27 protein-coding genes are annotated in these 19,076 nt (G+C 48.0%); 26 read left to right on the top strand and 1 reads right to left on the bottom strand.

The genetic code is table 11. The features are described from left to right. Positions 1 to 13: 13 nt before the first annotated feature. The 7 genes from rpoC (at position 14) to ODZ53_RS26675 (ending at position 9,666) form a co-directional block, all read left to right on the top strand. On the top strand, positions 14 to 3,640 hold the full coding sequence (gene rpoC, locus ODZ53_RS26705) for a DNA-directed RNA polymerase subunit beta' (RefSeq protein WP_173606575.1): 3,627 nt from the start codon (positions 14 to 16) through the stop codon (positions 3,638 to 3,640). A 138-nt stretch (positions 3,641 to 3,778) separates the two neighbouring features. Beyond that, positions 3,779 to 4,033: a 50S ribosomal protein L7ae-like protein gene (locus tag ODZ53_RS26700; RefSeq protein ID WP_012683977.1), complete on the top strand. Its 255-nt coding sequence runs from the start codon at positions 3,779 to 3,781 to the stop codon at positions 4,031 to 4,033. Between the two features lie 123 nt (positions 4,034 to 4,156). Further along, on the top strand, positions 4,157 to 4,591 hold the full coding sequence (gene rpsL / locus ODZ53_RS26695; RefSeq protein ID WP_012683978.1) for a 30S ribosomal protein S12: 435 nt from the start codon (positions 4,157 to 4,159) through the stop codon (positions 4,589 to 4,591). Positions 4,592 to 4,647: 56 nt separating this feature from the next. Beyond that, positions 4,648 to 5,118, top strand: coding sequence for a 30S ribosomal protein S7 (rpsG, locus tag ODZ53_RS26690; protein WP_007716226.1), 471 nt, complete (start codon positions 4,648 to 4,650; stop codon positions 5,116 to 5,118). Between the two features lie 69 nt (positions 5,119 to 5,187). Then, positions 5,188 to 7,266 (top strand): elongation factor G, encoded by a 2,079-nt coding sequence (gene fusA, locus ODZ53_RS26685; RefSeq protein WP_012683979.1) that lies wholly within the window; start codon positions 5,188 to 5,190, stop codon positions 7,264 to 7,266. Positions 7,267 to 7,386: 120 nt separating this feature from the next. After that, entirely contained in the window at positions 7,387 to 8,577 is a 1,191-nt protein-coding gene (gene tuf / locus ODZ53_RS26680) for an elongation factor Tu (protein ID WP_012683980.1), read from the top strand. A 153-nt stretch (positions 8,578 to 8,730) separates the two neighbouring features. Continuing rightward, a complete protein-coding gene (locus tag ODZ53_RS26675; RefSeq protein ID WP_372681246.1) occupies positions 8,731 to 9,666 on the top strand; it encodes a DMT family transporter in 936 nt (311 codons plus the stop codon). A gap of 26 nt (positions 9,667 to 9,692) precedes the next feature. On the opposite strand, the gene ODZ53_RS26670 is transcribed toward ODZ53_RS26675, so the two are convergent. Further along, the gene (locus ODZ53_RS26670; RefSeq protein WP_372681244.1) at positions 9,693 to 10,079 is read right to left on the bottom strand and encodes a globin domain-containing protein; all 387 of its coding nucleotides are present in this window, start codon (positions 10,077 to 10,079) and stop codon (positions 9,693 to 9,695) included. Positions 10,080 to 10,435: 356 nt separating this feature from the next. On the opposite strand from ODZ53_RS26670, the gene rpsJ reads away from it, so the two are divergent. The 19 genes from rpsJ (at position 10,436) to rpsE (ending at position 19,065) form a co-directional block, all read left to right on the top strand. Next, positions 10,436 to 10,744, top strand: a complete 309-nt coding sequence (rpsJ, locus tag ODZ53_RS26665; protein ID WP_005828858.1) for a 30S ribosomal protein S10 — start codon at positions 10,436 to 10,438, stop codon at positions 10,742 to 10,744. Between the two features lie 150 nt (positions 10,745 to 10,894). Next, positions 10,895 to 11,524, top strand: a complete 630-nt coding sequence (gene rplC / locus ODZ53_RS26660) for a 50S ribosomal protein L3 (RefSeq protein ID WP_012683983.1) — start codon at positions 10,895 to 10,897, stop codon at positions 11,522 to 11,524. 20 nt (positions 11,525 to 11,544) lie between these two features. Continuing rightward, positions 11,545 to 12,168, top strand: a complete 624-nt coding sequence (rplD, locus tag ODZ53_RS26655; protein WP_173606572.1) for a 50S ribosomal protein L4 — start codon at positions 11,545 to 11,547, stop codon at positions 12,166 to 12,168. Beyond that, on the top strand, positions 12,168 to 12,458 hold the full coding sequence (gene rplW / locus ODZ53_RS26650; protein ID WP_007716243.1) for a 50S ribosomal protein L23: 291 nt from the start codon (positions 12,168 to 12,170) through the stop codon (positions 12,456 to 12,458). Before rplD ends, rplW begins: the two co-directional genes overlap by 1 nt. A 32-nt stretch (positions 12,459 to 12,490) precedes the next feature. After that, entirely contained in the window at positions 12,491 to 13,321 is an 831-nt protein-coding gene (gene rplB, locus ODZ53_RS26645; protein ID WP_012683985.1) for a 50S ribosomal protein L2, read from the top strand. A 49-nt stretch (positions 13,322 to 13,370) separates the two neighbouring features. Further along, entirely contained in the window at positions 13,371 to 13,652 is a 282-nt protein-coding gene (gene rpsS, locus ODZ53_RS26640) for a 30S ribosomal protein S19 (RefSeq protein ID WP_007716246.1), read from the top strand. Between the two features lie 29 nt (positions 13,653 to 13,681). Further along, positions 13,682 to 14,014 (top strand): 50S ribosomal protein L22, encoded by a 333-nt coding sequence (rplV, locus tag ODZ53_RS26635; RefSeq protein ID WP_012683986.1) that lies wholly within the window; start codon positions 13,682 to 13,684, stop codon positions 14,012 to 14,014. Positions 14,015 to 14,027: 13 nt separating this feature from the next. Continuing rightward, positions 14,028 to 14,690, top strand: a complete 663-nt coding sequence (gene rpsC / locus ODZ53_RS26630; protein ID WP_012683987.1) for a 30S ribosomal protein S3 — start codon at positions 14,028 to 14,030, stop codon at positions 14,688 to 14,690. 2 nt (positions 14,691 to 14,692) lie between these two features. Then, a complete protein-coding gene (gene rplP / locus ODZ53_RS26625; RefSeq protein ID WP_007716249.1) occupies positions 14,693 to 15,127 on the top strand; it encodes a 50S ribosomal protein L16 in 435 nt (144 codons plus the stop codon). Beyond that, positions 15,117 to 15,314, top strand: coding sequence for a 50S ribosomal protein L29 (gene rpmC, locus ODZ53_RS26620; protein ID WP_012683988.1), 198 nt, complete (start codon positions 15,117 to 15,119; stop codon positions 15,312 to 15,314). The genes rplP and rpmC overlap by 11 nt, the downstream gene beginning before the upstream one ends. 22 nt (positions 15,315 to 15,336) lie before the next feature. Beyond that, on the top strand, positions 15,337 to 15,603 hold the full coding sequence (gene rpsQ, locus ODZ53_RS26615) for a 30S ribosomal protein S17 (protein ID WP_012683989.1): 267 nt from the start codon (positions 15,337 to 15,339) through the stop codon (positions 15,601 to 15,603). A 41-nt stretch (positions 15,604 to 15,644) separates the two neighbouring features. Further along, complete coding sequence (gene rplN / locus ODZ53_RS26610; protein ID WP_012683990.1) at positions 15,645 to 16,013, top strand: 50S ribosomal protein L14; 369 nt, start codon at positions 15,645 to 15,647, stop codon at positions 16,011 to 16,013. 49 nt (positions 16,014 to 16,062) lie between these two features. Beyond that, positions 16,063 to 16,377, top strand: coding sequence for a 50S ribosomal protein L24 (rplX, locus tag ODZ53_RS26605; RefSeq protein WP_007716253.1), 315 nt, complete (start codon positions 16,063 to 16,065; stop codon positions 16,375 to 16,377). Between the two features lie 26 nt (positions 16,378 to 16,403). Further along, positions 16,404 to 16,946, top strand: coding sequence for a 50S ribosomal protein L5 (rplE, locus tag ODZ53_RS26600; protein ID WP_012683991.1), 543 nt, complete (start codon positions 16,404 to 16,406; stop codon positions 16,944 to 16,946). A 24-nt stretch (positions 16,947 to 16,970) separates the two neighbouring features. Then, positions 16,971 to 17,156 (top strand): type Z 30S ribosomal protein S14, encoded by a 186-nt coding sequence (locus ODZ53_RS26595; RefSeq protein ID WP_007716256.1) that lies wholly within the window; start codon positions 16,971 to 16,973, stop codon positions 17,154 to 17,156. 27 nt (positions 17,157 to 17,183) lie between these two features. Continuing rightward, positions 17,184 to 17,582: a 30S ribosomal protein S8 gene (rpsH, locus tag ODZ53_RS26590; RefSeq protein WP_012683992.1), complete on the top strand. Its 399-nt coding sequence runs from the start codon at positions 17,184 to 17,186 to the stop codon at positions 17,580 to 17,582. Positions 17,583 to 17,617: 35 nt separating this feature from the next. Continuing rightward, entirely contained in the window at positions 17,618 to 18,154 is a 537-nt protein-coding gene (gene rplF / locus ODZ53_RS26585; protein WP_012683993.1) for a 50S ribosomal protein L6, read from the top strand. Positions 18,155 to 18,186: 32 nt separating this feature from the next. Continuing rightward, positions 18,187 to 18,549, top strand: coding sequence for a 50S ribosomal protein L18 (gene rplR / locus ODZ53_RS26580; protein ID WP_012683994.1), 363 nt, complete (start codon positions 18,187 to 18,189; stop codon positions 18,547 to 18,549). Between the two features lie 18 nt (positions 18,550 to 18,567). Further along, positions 18,568 to 19,065, top strand: coding sequence for a 30S ribosomal protein S5 (gene rpsE, locus ODZ53_RS26575; RefSeq protein ID WP_007716268.1), 498 nt, complete (start codon positions 18,568 to 18,570; stop codon positions 19,063 to 19,065). Positions 19,066 to 19,076 lie beyond the last annotated feature (11 nt).

The raw sequence follows: 19,076 nt of genomic DNA, 5'->3' as shown, positions 1-19,076 counted from the left end.
GAGGTAACGCCCTGTGATTGACGTGAACAACTTCGAATATATGAAGATCGGCTTGGCTTCCCCCGATAAGATCCGTTCGTGGTCTTTCGGGGAAGTGAAGAAGCCAGAGACGATCAACTACCGCACACTGAAACCGGAAAAAGACGGCTTGTTCTGTGAACGCATCTTTGGACCAACCAAGGACTGGGAATGCCATTGCGGTAAATACAAGCGTGTTCGTTATAAAGGTGTAGTGTGCGACCGTTGTGGCGTGGAAGTAACCCGCGCCAAAGTACGGCGTGAGCGCATGGGGCACATTGAACTGGCTGCCCCAGTTTCTCACATCTGGTACTTCAAAGGGATTCCAAGCCGCATGGGCTTGGTGCTCGACATGTCCCCACGTTCCCTGGAGGAAGTAATCTACTTTGCTTCTTACGTAGTTACCGATCCAGGTGACACTCCTCTCGATAAAAAGCAATTGCTCTCCGAAAAAGAGTATCGCAACTATCGTGAGAAATACGGCCACTCCTTCCAAGCGATGATGGGAGCAGAAGCGATCAAACGCCTGCTTGCAGAAATCGATTTGGATAAAGACGTGGAAACGTTAAAAGAAGATTTGAAAACGGCACAAGGCCAGCGTCGCAACCGTGCGATCAAGCGTCTGGAAGTGCTCGAGGCATTCCGTAACTCCGGTAACCACCCGGATTGGATGGTTCTCGACGTATTACCGGTTATCCCGCCAGAGCTTCGTCCAATGGTTCAGTTGGATGGTGGACGTTTTGCCACTTCCGACCTGAATGACCTGTACCGCCGTGTAATCAACCGTAATAACCGTCTGAAGCGCCTGCTCGAACTGGGTGCGCCTGACATTATCGTACAAAACGAGAAACGCATGCTGCAGGAAGCAGTAGACGCGCTCATCGACAACGGTCGTCGTGGACGTCCGGTAACAGGACCAGGTAACCGTCCTTTGAAATCTCTCAGCCACATGCTGAAAGGTAAACAAGGTCGTTTCCGTCAAAACCTGCTCGGTAAGCGTGTTGACTACTCCGGTCGTTCCGTTATCGTTGTAGGACCTAACCTGAAGATGTATCAGTGCGGTTTGCCTAAAGAAATGGCACTGGAGCTCTTCAAGCCGTTCGTGATGAAAGAGCTGGTTTCCAAAGGCCTCGCTCACAACATCAAGAGCGCAAAGCGCAAGGTTGAGCGCGTTCAGCCAGAGGTATGGGATGTTCTCGAGGACGTTATTCGTGAGCACCCGGTACTGTTGAACCGTGCCCCCACCTTGCACCGTCTGGGTATCCAGGCATTCGAACCAGTTCTGGTTGAAGGCCGTGCGATCCGTCTGCATCCACTCGTTTGTACAGCGTACAACGCGGACTTTGACGGTGACCAAATGGCGGTTCACGTTCCGTTGTCTGCTGAAGCGCAGGCGGAAGCCCGTATCCTCATGCTGGCAGCGCAGAACATCTTGAACCCGAAAGACGGTAAACCGGTAGTAACACCATCCCAGGATATGGTGCTTGGTTCTTACTACCTGACGCTAGAGCGCGAAGGCGACAAAGGCGAGGGGACGATTTATCGCGATCCTCACGATGCGATTGCCGCTTATCAGCAAGGCTTTATCAGCTTGCATACGCGTATCGTTCTGCCAGCGAAACGCCTGAACAAAATCAGCTTTACTGAGCGTCAAGAGAACGCACTGATCGTAACGACAGTTGGGAAAGTGATTTTCAACGAGATTTTCCCTGCTGATTTGCCGTTCATTAATGCGCCAACTCGAGCTAACCTGCAAACGATGGTTCCAGATGAGTGCTTTATTTTTGATAAAGGTACAAATGTTTCTGAGTTCATTAAGAACCTTCCTGATCCAGGGGCTGTAAAAAAAGGCTTCCTAGGTACCATTATTTCCGAGTGCTTCCGCCGCTTCGGTACGATGAAAACGTCCATGATTCTCGACAGAATCAAGGAACTGGGCTTCACGTACTCGACGAAAGCAGGTATCACGATTGCCGTAGCGGACATCGCGGTACCAGGAAAGAAAAAAGACATTCTTGACGCTGCAGATGAGAAGGTAGCAACTGTTATGACGCAATTCCGTCGCGGTTTGATCACAGAGGACGAGCGCTATGACCGCGTTATTTCCATCTGGTCCAAAGCGAAGGATGAGGTAACAGAAGTTTTGATGAAGTCCATGGATAAGTTTAACGCGATCTTCATGATGGCGAACTCCGGTGCCCGTGGTAACGTATCCCAGATCACTCAGCTGGCTGGTATGCGCGGTCTGATGGCGAACCCATCCGGTCGAATCATCGAGTTGCCGATTAAATCCAACTTCCGTGAAGGTCTGACGGTATTGGAGTACTTTATCTCTACGCACGGTGCGCGTAAAGGTCTCGCCGATACGGCCTTGCGTACAGCGGACTCGGGTTATCTGACTCGTCGTCTGGTGGACGTTGCTCAAGACGTGATTGTACGCGAAACCGATTGTGGAACAGATAAAGGTATCCGTGTAACAGCGATCAAGGATGGTAAAGAAGAGATCGAGAAGCTATCTGACCGTCTGACAGGACGTACTTGCTTCGAGACTTTACGCCACCCTGAGACAAAAGAAATCATCGTGCACCGCAATGAGGAGATCTCTGAAGAGGTTGCCGAGTATATCGAAAAAGTTGGAATCACTGACGTTTACATCCGTAACGTACTTGCTTGCCGCACCAGCCACGGTGTCTGCAAACTGTGCTACGGACGCAACCTGGCTACAGGAGCCGAGGTGGAAGTGGGAGAAGCAGTCGGTATTATCGCTGCACAATCCATTGGTGAGCCGGGTACCCAGTTGACCATGCGTACCTTCCATACCGGTGGGGTTGCGGGAGACGATATTACCCAAGGTTTGCCGCGTATTCAAGAGTTGTTTGAGGCGCGCAATCCGAAAGGGCAAGCAGTCATCTCCGAAATCGATGGTGAAGTTATTGATATTCGCGAAGGGAAAGATCGTCGCGAGATCGAAGTACGTGGAGAAGCGGAGAACAAAGTGTATGCAGCACCGTATGGCTCGCGCATCAAGGTTTCTGTTGGTGTCAAGCTGAATGCTGGTGACGAGCTCACAGAGGGTTCCGTAGACCCGAAAGAAATGCTCAAAGTTCGCGGTATGCGCGGCGTTTCGAACTACATCTTGCAAGAGGTACAAAAAGTTTACCGTATGCAAGGGGTAGAAATTAACGACAAGCACGTAGAGGTTATGATTCGTCAGATGCTGCGCAAACTGCGCGTTATCGACAGCGGAGATACAGACCTCTTGCCAGGTTCCTATGTTGAGGTTCCTGAATTTGAGCAAGCGAACGCAAAAGTTCTCATGGAAGGCAGAAATCCAGCAGTGGGTCGTCCGGTTCTTTTGGGGATCACCAAAGCATCCCTCGAAACCGACTCCTTCCTGTCGGCAGCATCCTTCCAGGAAACGACTCGCGTTCTTACCGATGCAGCAATCAAAGGAAAAGTCGATCGCCTGCTAGGTTTGAAAGAGAACGTTATTATCGGGAAGCTGGTTCCAGCAGGTACCGGTATGTCACGTTACCGCAATGTAAAAGTTGCTAGTCAAGTAGATTACGAAGCAGAGCTGGAAGCAGCGAAAGCTGAGCAAGAAGCAGTTTCTGTAGAGTAATGGCGGGAAAAGCGCCCATCACCGATTGGTGGGCGCTTTCCTAAATAAAAAATATCAAAAGGGCGTTGACAATAACTAGCCCACCTGATATTATATTCAAGTGTGCCTGACATCTGTACTTTGGAGGATATGAGAACCATGTCTTATGAAAAAGTCGAGCGGGCCAAGGACTTGACAATCGGCATTAAGCAGACGATCAAAGCTGTTGAAAGCCAACAGGTAGAAGCAGTGTATATCGCTGTTGATGCAGATAAGCGTTTGACCCAAAAAGTCGAGCTCCTTTGCAAAGAGAAGGGTGTTCCAGTCATCCATGTAGATTCCATGTATCGCTTAGGCAAAGCGTGCGGAATTGAAGTGGGAGCGGCTACTGCTGCGATTAAAAAAAGTGGTTAACGATGTTTTTGTCCGTGGCTTACACGTTGCGTAATGATGGACAAGGACTTTCTATTTGACCTAAAAATGACTCACCTGGATCTGTGGTCTTGAAGATTGGGTATTAAGAAGGGAGGTAACATCATGCCTACAATTAACCAATTGGTGCGTAAAGGTCGCGAGGATAAGGTAGTGAAGTCGAAGTCCCCAGCTCTTCAAAAGGGGTACAACAGCTTCAAGAAAAGCCAAACTAACCAAAGCTCTCCTCAAAAACGTGGTGTTTGCACTCGTGTAGGTACCATGACTCCGAAAAAACCGAACTCCGCGTTGCGTAAATACGCTCGTGTGCGTTTGACTAACGGAATCGAGGTAACAGCTTACATCGGTGGTATTGGCCACAACCTGCAAGAGCATAGCGTCGTGCTGGTGCGCGGCGGTCGTGTAAAAGACTTGCCAGGGGTACGCTACCATATCGTTCGTGGTGCTCTTGACACTGCTGGTGTGAACAACCGTAAACAAGGTCGTTCCAAATACGGTACTAAGCGTCCGAAGCCAGGTCAAGCAGCAGCGAAGAAGTAATAAAAAAACGCCTGTGAAGTGGCGTGAATTTATAACGAAAAGAAGGAGGGAATACGATGCCTCGTAAAGGTCCTGTAACCCGTCGTGACGTGCTGCCTGATCCTATTCACAACAGCAAGTTGGTTACTCGCTTGATTAACCGCCTGATGTTGGATGGTAAGCGTGGTGTAGCTCAGAACATTCTCTACAACGCATTTGACATCATCCAGGAGCGCACAGGTCGCAACCCGATGGAAGTGTTTGAAGAAGCACTGAAAAACGTAATGCCAGTACTGGAAGTTAAAGCTCGCCGTGTAGGTGGTGCTAACTACCAAGTACCAATCGAAGTAAAACCGGAGCGCCGTACCACTCTTGGCCTGCGTTGGATGGTTAACTACTCCCGTAACCGTGGAGAGAAAACCATGGAACAACGTCTTGCTAACGAGATCATGGACGCTGCTAACAACACCGGTGCAGCAGTTAAAAAGCGTGAAGACACGCACAAGATGGCTGAAGCGAACAAAGCGTTTGCTCACTATCGCTGGTAGGAATTGAATCGGGTGTCCGTATTGGATACCCGTTTATTCTCAAACTCGAGTATGGAAGGAGCATACCTAATGGCTCGCGAGTTCTCTTTGCCGAATACGCGTAATATCGGTATCATGGCTCACATCGATGCTGGTAAGACGACGACTACTGAGCGTATTCTGTTCTACACTGGTCGCGTTCATAAAATTGGTGAGGTGCACGAAGGTGCAGCAACCATGGACTGGATGGAACAAGAGCAAGAGCGTGGTATCACGATCACTTCGGCTGCTACTACTGCTCAATGGAATGGCCATCGAATCAACATTATCGATACGCCAGGCCACGTAGACTTCACTGTAGAAGTTGAGCGCTCCCTCCGCGTTCTTGACGGTGCTGTAACCGTTTTTGACGCAAAAGGTGGCGTTGAGCCGCAAACCGAAACCGTATGGCGCCAAGCTGACCGCTATGGCGTACCACGCATGTGCTACATCAACAAAATGGATATCATGGGTGCTAACTTTGATATGTGCTTGGGTCAGATCAAATCTCGCCTGGGTGCAAATCCAGTAGCGATCCAATATCCAATCGGTGCAGAAGATCAATTCAAAGGTATGGTTGACCTGATTGAAATGAAGGCAATCGTATATACTGATGACTTGGGTAAAACTTCTGACTCCGCTGAAATCCCTGCTGACCTGCTGGCTCGTTGCGAAGAACTTCGTATGGCGATGGTTGAGGCAGCTGCAGAACAAGACGAAGAGCTCATGATGAAGTACTTGGAAGGCGAAGAGCTGACCAACGACGAAATCCGTGCTGCTCTGCGTAAGGGTACTATCGACTGCAAACTGACGCCGGTAATGTGCGGTTCTTCTTATAAGAACAAAGGTGTTCAGCCTATGCTGGACAACGTAGTTGCTTACCTGCCGTCTCCAGTAGATATCCCTGCAATTAAAGGTACATTGCCAGATACTGAAGATGAAGTTGATCGTCCAGCTGACGACAACGGTCCGTTCTCTGCTCTTGCGTTCAAGATCATGACTGACCCGTATGTTGGTCGTTTGACTTTCTTCCGCGTATACTCCGGTGTACTGAACTCCGGTTCTTACGTTCTCAACTCTACCAAGGGTAAACGTGAGCGCGTAGGCCGTATCCTGCAAATGCACGCAAACCACCGTGAAGAGATCACAACGGTTTACTCCGGTGACATTGCTGCAGCTGTAGGTTTGAAAGATACAACAACTGGTGATACTCTGTGTGATGAAAAGGCTCCAGTAATCCTTGAGTCTATGGACTTCCCAGAGCCAGTTATTTCTGTTGCGATCGAACCAAAATCCAAAGCAGACCAAGACAAGATGGGTATCGGCCTGTCCAAGCTTGCTGAAGAGGATCCAACGTTCAGAACTCGTACAGATGAAGAGACTGGTCAAACAATCATCTCCGGTATGGGTGAGCTTCACCTGGAGATTATCGTAGACCGTCTGAAACGCGAATTTAAAGTCGAGTCGAACGTAGGTGCTCCACAGGTTGCTTACCGTGAAACATTCCGTAACGCAGCAAAAGTGGAAGGTAAATTCGTTCGTCAGTCCGGTGGTCGTGGTCAATACGGTCACGTTTGGGTGGAATTCGCTCCACTCGAAGCTGGTCAAGGCTTCCAATTCGAAAACAAAATCGTTGGTGGTGTAGTACCACGCGAATACATCCCTGCTGTTCAAGCGGGTATCGAAGAGTCCATGAAAAATGGTGTTATCGCCGGCTTCCCGCTGGTTGATATCAAAGCTACTATCGTAGACGGTAGCTACCATGATGTTGACTCCAACGAGATGGCATTTAAAGTAGCAGGTTCCCTCGCATTGAAGGAAGCTGCGAAAAAATGTGGCGCTGTACTGCTCGAGCCAATCATGAAAGTAGAAGTTACAATGCCAGAAGAGTACATGGGCGACGTTATGGGCGACCTGAACTCTCGCCGCGGTCGTATCGAAGGTATGGAAGCTCGTGCAAATGCACAAGTAATCCGTGCAATGGTACCACTGTCCGAGATGTTTGGTTACTCCACAATTCTTCGTTCCCGTACCCAAGGCCGTGGCGTTTACTCCATGGTGATCGACCACTACGAAGAAGTACCTAAATTTATCGCTGAAGAGATCATCAAGAAATCTAAAGGCGAATAATTACAGGTTACAGCTTTATCTTGCAATCAGAAAGGTTTACAATATGGAAGGGACAACCATTCGTAAGGTAAACCTTTCTTCAAACCATAAAACCCTTATCTATAAGGAGGCTTTTCTCTCATGGCAAAAGCGAAATTTGAGCGTAATAAACCACACGTTAACATTGGTACTATCGGTCACGTTGACCATGGTAAAACTACCCTGACTGCTGCTATCACAACTGTTTTGGCACAAACAGGTCAAGCACAAGCAATGAACTATGCATCTATCGACGCTGCTCCAGAAGAAAAAGAGCGCGGTATCACTATCAACACTGCTCACGTTGAGTATGAAACTGAAAACCGTCACTATGCTCACGTTGACTGCCCTGGTCACGCGGACTATGTGAAAAACATGATTACTGGTGCTGCTCAAATGGACGGCGCAATCCTGGTTGTATCCGCAGCTGATGGCCCTATGCCACAAACTCGCGAGCACATCCTGCTCTCCAAACAAGTAGGCGTACCTTACATCGTAGTATTCATGAACAAATGCGACATGGTAGACGATGAAGAGTTGTTGGAACTGGTTGAAATGGAAATCCGTGACCTGTTGTCTCAATATGAGTTCCCAGGTGACGACACTCCAGTAATCAAAGGTTCTGCTAAAGAAGCTTTGGATAACCCAACTGGTGAGTGGGCTAAGAAAATTGGCGAACTGATGGAAGCTGTTGACAGCTACATCCCAACTCCTGAGCGTGCAACTGACAAGCCGTTCCTGATGCCTGTAGAGGACGTGTTCACGATCACTGGTCGTGGTACTGTTGCTACTGGTCGTGTAGAGCGCGGTATCGTTAAAGTTGGTGACCAAGTAGAAATCATTGGTCTGGCTGAAGAAACTAAAAACACAACTGTAACTGGTGTTGAGATGTTCCGCAAATTGCTGGATCAAGCTCAAGCTGGTGACAACATCGGTGCTCTGCTGCGCGGTGTAGACCGTAACGACATCGAGCGTGGACAATGCTTGGCGAAACCAGGTTCCGTTAAGCCTTACACTAAGTTCAAAGCAGAAGTTTACGTTCTGTCCAAAGAAGAAGGCGGACGTCACACTCCTTTCTTTGCTAACTACCGTCCACAATTCTACTTCCGTACAACTGACGTAACAGGTATCATCCAACTGCCAGAAGGCGTTGAAATGATCATGCCTGGCGACAACACTGAGTTCACTGTAGAACTGATCGCTCCAGTAGCGATGGAACAAGGTACTCGCTTCGCGATCCGCGAAGGTGGCCGTACAGTAGGCGCTGGCGTTGTAGCTTCTATCGACGCGTAAGATATACGGATACAAAAAACCCGACAACTTTGGTTGTCGGGTTTTTTTATGTGCATTTATCGAACTTTTAAATAACTCCCATCAAAATCATTCAATTTGCCTCTCGTAGCAATATGCTACAATACCATCAGGATTGGATGGGGGATAGTAGAGATGAAAAATAATGAGCGATTATTGTTTCTTATGCTTGCGGGTGTTGTCACACTGTGGGGCTTGAATGTCGTCATGGTCAAGTATTTAACCACGTTTCCTCCATTATATGTCGCGGCTATACGCATGACTGTTGGTGGAATCTGTTTATCACCACTCATCTTCTTATACAGAAAGAGTTTGCGATTTAGCAAAACGGATTGGTTCTTGTTAGCTGGAGTCGGTGCTAGTTCTATCGCCCTTCATCAAATAACGCTTGCAGCAGGTGTTCAATACACGACGGCAGGAAATGCATCTCTTATTCTTGGATTAAATCCGTTGGCAACTGCTCTCTTGGCGATGCTATTCTTAGGGGAAGGCATGTCTTTGAAAAAAGGGCTTGGCATTGGAATGGGTTTTGCAGGAGTGTTGATTGTCGTCATCTCTCAGCACGGTGGCCTTCATATGAATGGCTGGGGAGATGCCATTATGTTTTTCTCCATGCTCATGTATGTAACGGGTGGTTTACTCATTCGAAAGTTGGTCGTAAGAGGTGTACCAGTACTCTTAATTACGGCTTTATCGCAAACGTTTGGGGTCATCTTCTTGTGGGGAGTCGCATTGTCTGTTCAACCAGCTTCCTATTATTTTTCTTTGGACGTTTCCTCCTTCCAGTGGCTTGTGATTTTTGCTTCAGGTGCGCTGTCAACTGCGCTCGGCTCAATCGGCTGGAATTATGGGATACGTCAGCTTGGGGCGAGTCGAACAGCTGTATTCCTAAATGGAATGCCAATGGCCAGTTTGGTATTTGCGGCGATATTCCTGGGAGAAAGTCTTCAACTCGTACACCTACTAGCACTGTGCATGATTGTAGGCGGTGTATACTTGGGATCGCGTAGCTTGGTGAGACCGAAAGCTACACGTGCAGCAGCACCCTCTGATATAACAACAAAAGCGTAGGGCAGTAAATTGTCCTACGCTTTTTCTTATTGTTCCCACTTATTGACCATATGGTGAGCAGTTAAACGCAAGCGATCAAAGATTTGCTTCCGAATTTCGCCCTCTAGTCCAGTCAGGTTCATGGCTTTATCCATACAAGATAGCCAAGCCTCTGCCTGTACAGGTCCAATGGGGAAAGGCATGTGTCGTGCTCGCAGCATCGGATGACCATGGGCGTCCGAATAAAGGCTTGGACCACCGAGAAACTGCGTCAAAAACTGATATTGACGCTCCTTCACGTGGGTTAAATCTTCAGGGAAGAGGTCGTTAATATCGGGATGCTGTTTTACCAGATCGTAAAAGGTATCGACAAGACGGGCCAAAGTATCTGCACCGCCAATGATTTCATAAGGGGTTTGATTCACATCAGACATTGAGGAGAACCTCCATTTCATAACGATTACAATCCTAAGTATAACGTCTTCCTTCTATTATAGATAGATGACTTGGCAGGTTGGCAGGTAATCCCGCTTGCCTTTCTTCCTTGAAATCTGTATGATGATCAAGGTGAGCCATTCAGTAGGCACACCATGTACAAAAAAATATACGGAAACCCAAGAAAAAACTTGCGTTGCCCAAATCTTTTTAGTACAATATTGAATGTTGGTCATGGACTTGCGATGATGTGGGAGGTTGCTGACACACCCGGCCCCTTTGCCATGACCGGGGTGCAGGATATTTCCACGGAGAAATGTCTGTTTAAAAAATGGGCGAAAAAGGAGGGACTTCAATGGCAAAGCAAAAGATTCGTATTCGTTTGAAGGCTTATGATCACAAAATCCTGGATCAGTCCGCAGAAAAAATTGTGGACACTGCGAAGCGTTCCGGTGCTAACGTATCCGGTCCAATTCCACTCCCAACGGAGAAAGCAGTTTACACGATCCTGCGTGCGGTTCATAAGTACAAAGATTCTCGCGAGCAATTCGAGATGCGTACACACAAACGTTTGATCGACATCTTGAACCCAACACCACAAACAGTAGATGCTTTGATGCGTCTGGATCTGCCATCTGGTGTGGATATCGAGATTAAACTGTAAGGTCCCAAAAAGCGATACACGCGCAGACGTTGTCTTGATAAGCGTGTTACACCAAGCAACAAACCCTTAAAATGGCACCCCTGCGCATCGATGGGGACTTGATACAACATAAAAAGCGTTTTACTGAAATAAGCACAGGAGGTGGCACAAATGACCAAAGGAATCTTAGGGAAAAAACTTGGTATGACTCAAGTTTTTGGTCCAAACGGAACAGCGACTGCTGTAACGGTCATCGAGGTTGGTTCCAACGTAGTTCTTCAGAAGAAAGACGTTGAGACTGACGGTTATGAAGCGATTCAAATCGGCTTCGAAGACAAAAAAGAACAGCGCGCTAACAAGCCGGAAAAAGGACATGCAGCGAAAGCTAACACTGCTCCTAAGCGCTTCATTCGCGAAATTCGCGGAGTTAACCTCGCTGATTACGAGGTTGGTCAAGAGTTGAAGGCTGACATTTTTGCCGAGGGAGAAATGGTGGACGTAGCTGGCGTATCCAAGGGTAAAGGTTTCCAAGGTGCGATCAAACGTCACAATCAATCCCGCGGTCCTATGGCTCACGGTTCGCGTTACCATCGCGGTCCAGGTTCCATGGGTGCTGTAGCTCCGAACCGCGTATTTAAAGGTCAAACACTGCCAGGTCAAATGGGTGGCGACAACGTTACTATTCAAAACCTGGAAGTAATTAAAGTAGATACAGAACGTAACCTGGTTCTCGTAAAAGGCTCCGTGCCTGGTCCGAAAAACAGCTGCGTACTGGTATCCACGGCAGTCAAGAAGAACTAGTAAGGAAAGGAGGAACTGACATGCCGAAAGTAGCTCTTTATAACCAAACCGGTTCTCAAGTTGGCGAAATCGATCTGGCAGACAGCGTATTTGGTATTGAGCCTAACAGCGCAGTTCTGTACGATGCGATCGTGATGCAACAAGCATCCCAACGCCAAGGTACACATGATGTAAAGAACCGTTCTGAAGTACGTGGTGGTGGCCGCAAGCCATGGCGCCAAAAAGGTACAGGTCGTGCACGCCAAGGTTCCATTCGCTCTCCGCAATGGAAAGGTGGCGGTGTTGTATTCGGTCCAACTCCGCGCAAATACGGTTACAAACTGAACCGTAAAGTTCGCCGTTTGGCTCTGAAATCTGCACTCTCCACGAAAGTACAAAACAACGAACTCCTGGTATTGGAAGCTTTGAACTTCGCAGCTCCAAAAACTAAGGAAATGACAGCTGTTCTGAGTAGCTTGAAAGTAGATCGCAAAGTTCTGATCGTTACTTCCGAGTACGACCAAAACGTAGCGCTCGCTTCCCGCAATATCCCAGGTACAAAAATCGTAGATGCTGCAGGCATTAACGTTCTTGATCTGGTAGCGCATGACAAAGTAATCGTGACGAAAGAAGCGGTTGCGAAAGTAGAGGAGGTGCTCGCATAATGAAGAGCCTTCATGATGTCCTTAAACGCCCTGTCATTACCGAGCGCACCACTGATATGATGGCTGAGAAGAAGTACGTTTTCGAAGTACCTCTCAAAGCTAACAAAACAGAAATCAAACAAGCTGTTGAAAAAGTATTTGGCGTAAAAGTAGAAGCAGTTAACACAGTTCGTGTACCTGCGAAACCAAAACGCTACGGAAAATACTCCGGTTACACGTCCGAGTGGAAGAAAGCAATCGTTAAGCTGACTGATGACAGCAAAGAATTGGCCTTCTACGAGGGAGTATAACCTCGACGACTACCGAAAAGGAGGGTATTAACATGGGTATCAAAAAGTTTAAACCGACTTCTCCTGGTCGTCGCCAAATGACGGTTTCTACTTTCGAGGAGATCACCACGTCGACTCCCGAAAAATCCTTGTTGGCGCCTCTCAGCAAAAAAGCTGGTCGCAACAACCAAGGTAGAATTACCGTTCGTCATCAAGGTGGCGGTCATAAACGTAAATACCGTATTATCGACTTCAAACGTAACAAAGATGGTATCATTGGTCGCGTAGCAACCATTGAATACGATCCAAACCGTTCCGCTAACATCGCGCTGATCAACTATGCAGACGGTGAAAAGCGTTACATTATCGCTCCACACAACCTGAAAGTGGGCGACCAGATCGTATCCGGAGCAGATGCCGACATCAAAATCGGTAACGCACTGCCAATGGAGAAAATCCCGGTAGGTACTACCATCCACAACATCGAGCTGAAACCTGGTAAAGGCGGCCAATTGGTGCGCGCTGCTGGTACATCTGCTCAATTGCTTGGTCGTGATGGTGAGTTCGTAATCGTTCGCCTGTCTTCCGGTGAAACTCGCCGCATCCACAACGTATGCCGCGCTACTATCGGTCAAGTAGGTAACCTGGATCACGAACTGCTGAACATCGGTAAAGCAGGACGTTCCCGCTGGTTGGGTATCCGTCCAACTGTTCGCGGTAGCGTAATGAACCCTAACGATCACCCACACGGTGGTGGTGAAGGTCGCGCTCCAATCGGTCGTAAGGCTCCTGTTACTCCTTGGGGTAAACCAACCCTGGGTCTCAAGACTCGTAAGAAGAAGAACAAGTCCGACCAATACATCATCCGCCGCCGCAAGAAGTAAGGTAGGCTGATACTATAACCGAACGCCTTTGGCGAAGGGAGGTTCACTAATGGGACGTAGTTTAAAAAAGGGTCCTTTCGTGGATGACCACTTGATGAAAAAAGTTGACGAGCAAAATGAAAAGAACGAGAAACGCGTGATCAAAACTTGGTCTCGCCGTTCCACCATCTTCCCTGATTTCGTAGGACACACGTTTGCAGTTTACGATGGCCGCAAACATGTACCAGTATACGTATCGGAAGACATGGTTGGTCATAAATTGGGTGAATTCGCACCAACTCGTACCTTCAAGGGTCACGTCGACAACGACAAGAAGTCCAAGAAGCGCTAATTTTCTCTTGACAGAGAGGAGGTACAAAGATGGAAGCAAAAGCAGTTGCACGCAACATTCGCATCGCGTCTCGTAAAGTTCGCCTGGTGGTAGACTTGATCAGAGGCAAGCAAGTAGGTGAAGCTTTGGCGATCTTGAAACACACGCCAAAGGCAGCTTCTCCAGTTGTTGAAAAACTCCTGAAGTCGGCTATTGCAAACGCTGAGCACAACTATGAGATGGATCCAAACAGCCTCGTAGTGGGTAAAGTCTTCGTAGACCAAGGTCCTACGTTGAAGCGTTTCCGTCCGCGCGCTATGGGTCGCGCTAGCCGCATCCATAAACGCACGAGCCACATCACAGTGGTACTAAACGAGAAATAAGGAGGGATTACGTGTGGGTCAAAAGGTAAGCCCGGTAGGTCTTCGGATCGGTGTCATTCGTGACTGGGAGTCCAAATGGTACGCTGACAAGGACTTCGCAACTCTGTTGCACGAAGACTTGAAAATCCGCAAGTATGTAAAAGGGCGTCTGAAAGATGCTGCTGTATCCACGATCGAAATCGAGCGCGCAGCTAATCGCGTGAACGTTACGATTCACACCGCTAAGCCTGGTATGGTAATTGGTAAAGGTGGTTCAGAGGTTGAAACTCTGCGCAAAACCCTGACTGATCTGACTGGCAAACGCGTTCATATCAATATCAACGAAATCAAACGTCCGGATCTGGATGCTACTCTGGTAGCTGAAAATATTGCACGCCAATTGGAAAACCGCATTTCTTTCCGCCGTGCGCAAAAGCAATCGATCACTCGTACGCTGCGCTCTGGTGCTAAAGGTATCAAAACCTTGGTAAGCGGTCGTCTTGGCGGCGCGGACATCGCACGTTCTGAAGGTTACAGCGAAGGTACTGTTCCACTTCACACATTGCGCGCTGACATCGACTACGGTACTGCTGAAGCACATACCACTTATGGTCGCATCGGTGTTAAAGTGTGGATCTATCGTGGAGAAGTCCTTCCAGCGAGAAAGAACGTCGCTACTGAGGAAGGAGGCAAGTAATCATGTTGACGCCAAAACGCGTGAAACACCGTAAACAACACCGCGGGAAAATGGCTGGTAACGCAAAAGGCGGTACTACTGTTGCGTTCGGTGAATACGGATTGCAAGCAATGGAACCATCTTGGGTAACTAACCGTCAGATCGAGGCAGCTCGTATCGCGATGACTCGTTACATCAAACGTGGTGGTAAAGTTTGGATCAAAATTTTCCCAGATAAACCAGTAACACAAAAACCGCTCGAAGTCCGCATGGGTTCCGGTAAAGGTTCTCCTGAGAAATGGGTAGCGGTAGTGAAGCCAGGCAAGATCATGTTCGAACTTGCTGGTGTTCCTGAAGAAGTCGCTCGCGAAGCTATGCGTCTGGCTATGCACAAACTGCCAATCAAGTGCAAGTTCGTGAAGCGTGAAGAAGTGGGTGGTGACGCACATGAAGGCTAATGAGTACCGTAATTTGACCACTGCCGAGATCGAACAAAACGTTACTTCTTTGAAAGAAGAGTTGTTCAACCTTCGTTTCCAGCTGGCTACGGGTCAACTCGAAACCACATCTCGTATTAAACAGGTGCGTAAGGATATTGCTCGTGCGAAAACCGTCCTGCGCCAGAGAGAATTGGGAATCGGTTAATTATAGGAAGGAGGTTTGAACGATGACCGCAGATCGCAATATGCGTCGAACAGTTGTAGGTCGCGTTGTTTCCGACAAGATGGATAAAACCATTGTTGTTCTTGTTGAAACTTACAAGACACATCCTTTGTACGGCAAACGCATGAAATTCTCGAAAAAGTTCAAGGCTCACGACGAGAACAACACGGCAAAAGTGGGCGACATCGTAGAAATCATGGAAACTCGTCCATTGTCTAAAGACAAGCGTTTCCGTTTGGTACGTATCGTCGAAGAGGCAGTAATCGTATAAGTCAGATTTTCGGATATTAATTCCGAAAGGAGGAACAGTAAATGATCCAAACTCAGACGAGATTGGCTGTTGCTGACAACTCCGGTGCAAAGGAACTCATGTGCATCAAGGTTCTGGGTGGTTCCGGTCGTAAAACGGCGAACATCGGTGATGTTATCGTGTGCTCCGTAAAATCCGCTACACCCGGCGGCGTTGTCAAGAAAGGTCAAGTAGTTAAAGCGGTAGTAGTACGCACAGTAAGTGGCGTTCGTCGTAACGATGGTTCTTACATCCGTTTCGATGAAAATGCAGCTGTAGTTATCAAAGACGATCAATCCCCACGTGGTACTCGTATCTTTGGACCTGTGGCTCGTGAGCTCCGCGATAAGGATTTCATGAAGATCATCTCTCTGGCTCCAGAGGTTATCTAATTGAACGGCAAAACTCAGGCAGTTTGTTCGATAGGAGGTGCACCAAGCGATGCACGTTAAAAAAGGCGACACTGTTATCGTAAATGCGGGCAAAGATAAAGGCAAAAAAGGTCGCGTTCTCGCTGCTTATCCAAAGAAAGAACGCGTTCTGGTTGAAGGTATCAACCTCGTGAAGAAACATAGCCGTCCGTCCCAAGCTAACCCGCAAGGTGGCATTGTGACTCAAGAAGCAGCTATTCACGTATCCAACGTATCTTTGATCGATCCGAAGTCCGGAAAAGCTACTCGCATCGGTTACAAAGTTTTGGATAACGGCAAGAAAGTTCGGTACGCGAAAAAGTCTGGCGAAGTACTCGACAAGTAGTCAGGTTGGAAAGGAGGATATCCTAGATGGCAACAAGATTGAAAGAAAAGTATACGAGCGAAATCGTGCCTAGCTTGATGAGCAAGTTCAACTACACTTCCATCATGCAAGTGCCGAAAGTAGAAAAGATCATCATCAATATGGGTGTTGGCGAAGCGGTAGCGAACGCTAAGTCCTTGGATACTGCAATTGAAGACCTGCAAATCATCGCTGGTCAAAAGCCTGTAGTAACAAAGGCTAAGAAATCCATCGCGGGTTTCAAATTGCGTGAAGGTATGCCGATCGGTGCGAAGGTTACTCTGCGCGGCGAGCGTATGTACCACTTCCTCGACAAATTGATGAACGTATCTCTCCCACGTGTTCGTGACTTCCGTGGAATTTCTTCCAAGGCTTTTGACGGACGCGGTAACTACACACTTGGTCTGAAGGAACAACTGATCTTCCCTGAGATCGAGTACGATAAAATTGATAAAGTTCGCGGTATGGACATCGTTGTTGTTACTTCCGCGAAAACGGATGAGGAAGCTCGTGAGTTGCTGACTCAAATGGGTATGCCATTCCGTAAATAAACCCACTCGTAAGGAGGGAAGAATGTGGCAAAGAAATCAATGATCATCAAGCAACAGCGGGAGCCGAAGTTTGCAGTACGCGCGTACACACGTTGCGAGCGTTGCGGACGTCCTCACTCCGTATTGCGCAAATTTAAACTCTGCCGTATTTGCTTCCGTGAACTTGCTTATAAAGGTCAAATTCCAGGCGTGAAAAAAGCAAGCTGGTAATTTGAAACGGGAAGGAGGTTTTCTCTCATGGTTATGACTGATCCAATCGCAGATATGTTGACACGAATTCGTAACGCCAACATGGTTCGCCACGAGAAAGTGGAAATCCCGGCGTCCACCATCAAGAAGGAAATCGCGCGCATTCTTAAAGAAGAAGGCTTCATCCGCGATGCGGAGTTTGTTGAAGACAACAAACAAGGAATCATCCGCGTATTCCTGAAATATGGTGCAGGCAACGAGCGTGTTATCACAGGTCTGAAACGTATCTCCAAGCCAGGACTTCGTGTTTATGCAAAGAACAATGAAGTACCTAAGGTTTTGGGTGGTCTCGGTTGCGCGATCATCTCTACATCCACTGGTGTAATGACTGACAAGCAAGCTCGTCAAGCTCACGTAGGTGGAGAGGTTCTCGCATACATTTGGTAATTAACAGATTGTAAATAGCACAGGAGGTGCACCACATGTCTCGTGTCGGTAGAAAACCGATCGTGGTCCCTGCAGGCGTTACCCTCACTCTGAACGGTACTGAGCTGACGGTAAAAGGCCCTAAGGGTCAACTCGTTCGTAGCTTCCATGAAGATATCAAAATCAACATCGCTGAAAACGAAGTAATCGTTGAGCGTCCAAGCGATAACAAACTTCACCGTTCCCTGCATGGTACGACTCGTGCGCTGGTATCCAACATGGTAACTGGCGTATCTGAAGGCTTCACTCGTACCCTGGAACTGGTCGGTGTAGGTTACCGTGCTGCTAAGTCCGGCAACGGTGTTACTCTCTCTCTTGGTTTCTCCCACCCAGTGGAAGTTACTCCAGAAGAGGGTATCGAAATTGATGTACCAAACCAAACCACTTTGGTGGTAAAAGGTATCAACAAAGAGCGCGTTGGCCAAATTGCTGCTGAAATCCGTTCTCTGCGTAAACCTGAGCCATACAAAGGTAAAGGTATCAAGTACAGCAATGAAGTTGTTCGTCGTAAAGAAGGTAAAAAAGGTAAATAAGCTTCTAGCTTCATGAGAAAGGAGGCCGCTTAATGTTTACGAAAGCTGATAAAAACAAAGCTCGGAAAAAACGTCACCTGCGAATCCGCAAACGTGTGATTGGTACTACCATTCGCCCACGTCTGAACGTATTCCGTTCTTCTAAGCACATCTACGCTCAATTGATTGACGATGCAACTGGAGTAACACTGGTATCTGCATCTTCTTTGGATAAAGAGCTGGGCCTGAATAATGGCGCTAACGTGGAAGCTGCTACAGCTGTTGGCACACTGATCGCTAAGCGTGCACAAGAAAAAGGTGCGACTGAAGTGATTTTTGACCGCGGTGGTTACATCTATCATGGACGTATTAAAGCACTGGCAGAAGCAGCTCGTGAAGCTGGTCTGCAATTCTAACAACAAGGAGGGTAAGGAATGCGTATCGACCCTAGCAAATTAGAGCTCGAAGAAAAAGTAGTCGCAGTTAACCGTGTAGCAAAAACGGTTAAAGGTGGACGTCGTATGAGCTTCAGCGCCTTGGTTGTTGTGGGAGACCGTAACGGCCACGTAGGTGCTGGTATGGGTAAAGCTCAAGAAGTTCCAGACGCCATTCGCAAAGCGATTGACGATGCTAAGAAAAAATTGATCCGTGTACCGATGAGAGGAACAACTGTTCCGCACCAAGTACTGTGCCAATTCGGCGCTGGTAAGGTTCTCATCAAGCCTGCTGCCCCTGGTACAGGTGTTATCGCTGGTGGACCTGTTCGTGCCGTACTCGAACTGGCTGGTGTAGGCGATATCTTGAGTAAGTCTCTTGGTTCCAACAATCCTATCAACATGGTCAACGCTACGCTGGAAGGCCTCGGTCGTCTGAAAACAGCGGAAGATGTCGCGAAATTGCGCGGTAAGACTGTTGACGAGTTGTTGGGTTAATAAGGAGGGAA

Source organism: Brevibacillus sp. BD137 (genome assembly GCF_041644655.1).
Lineage (GTDB): Bacteria > Bacillota > Bacilli > Brevibacillales > Brevibacillaceae > Brevibacillus > Brevibacillus brevis_D.
The sequence above is the reverse complement of the archived record's forward strand: the minus strand, read 5'-3'. Positions and strand labels throughout refer to the sequence as shown.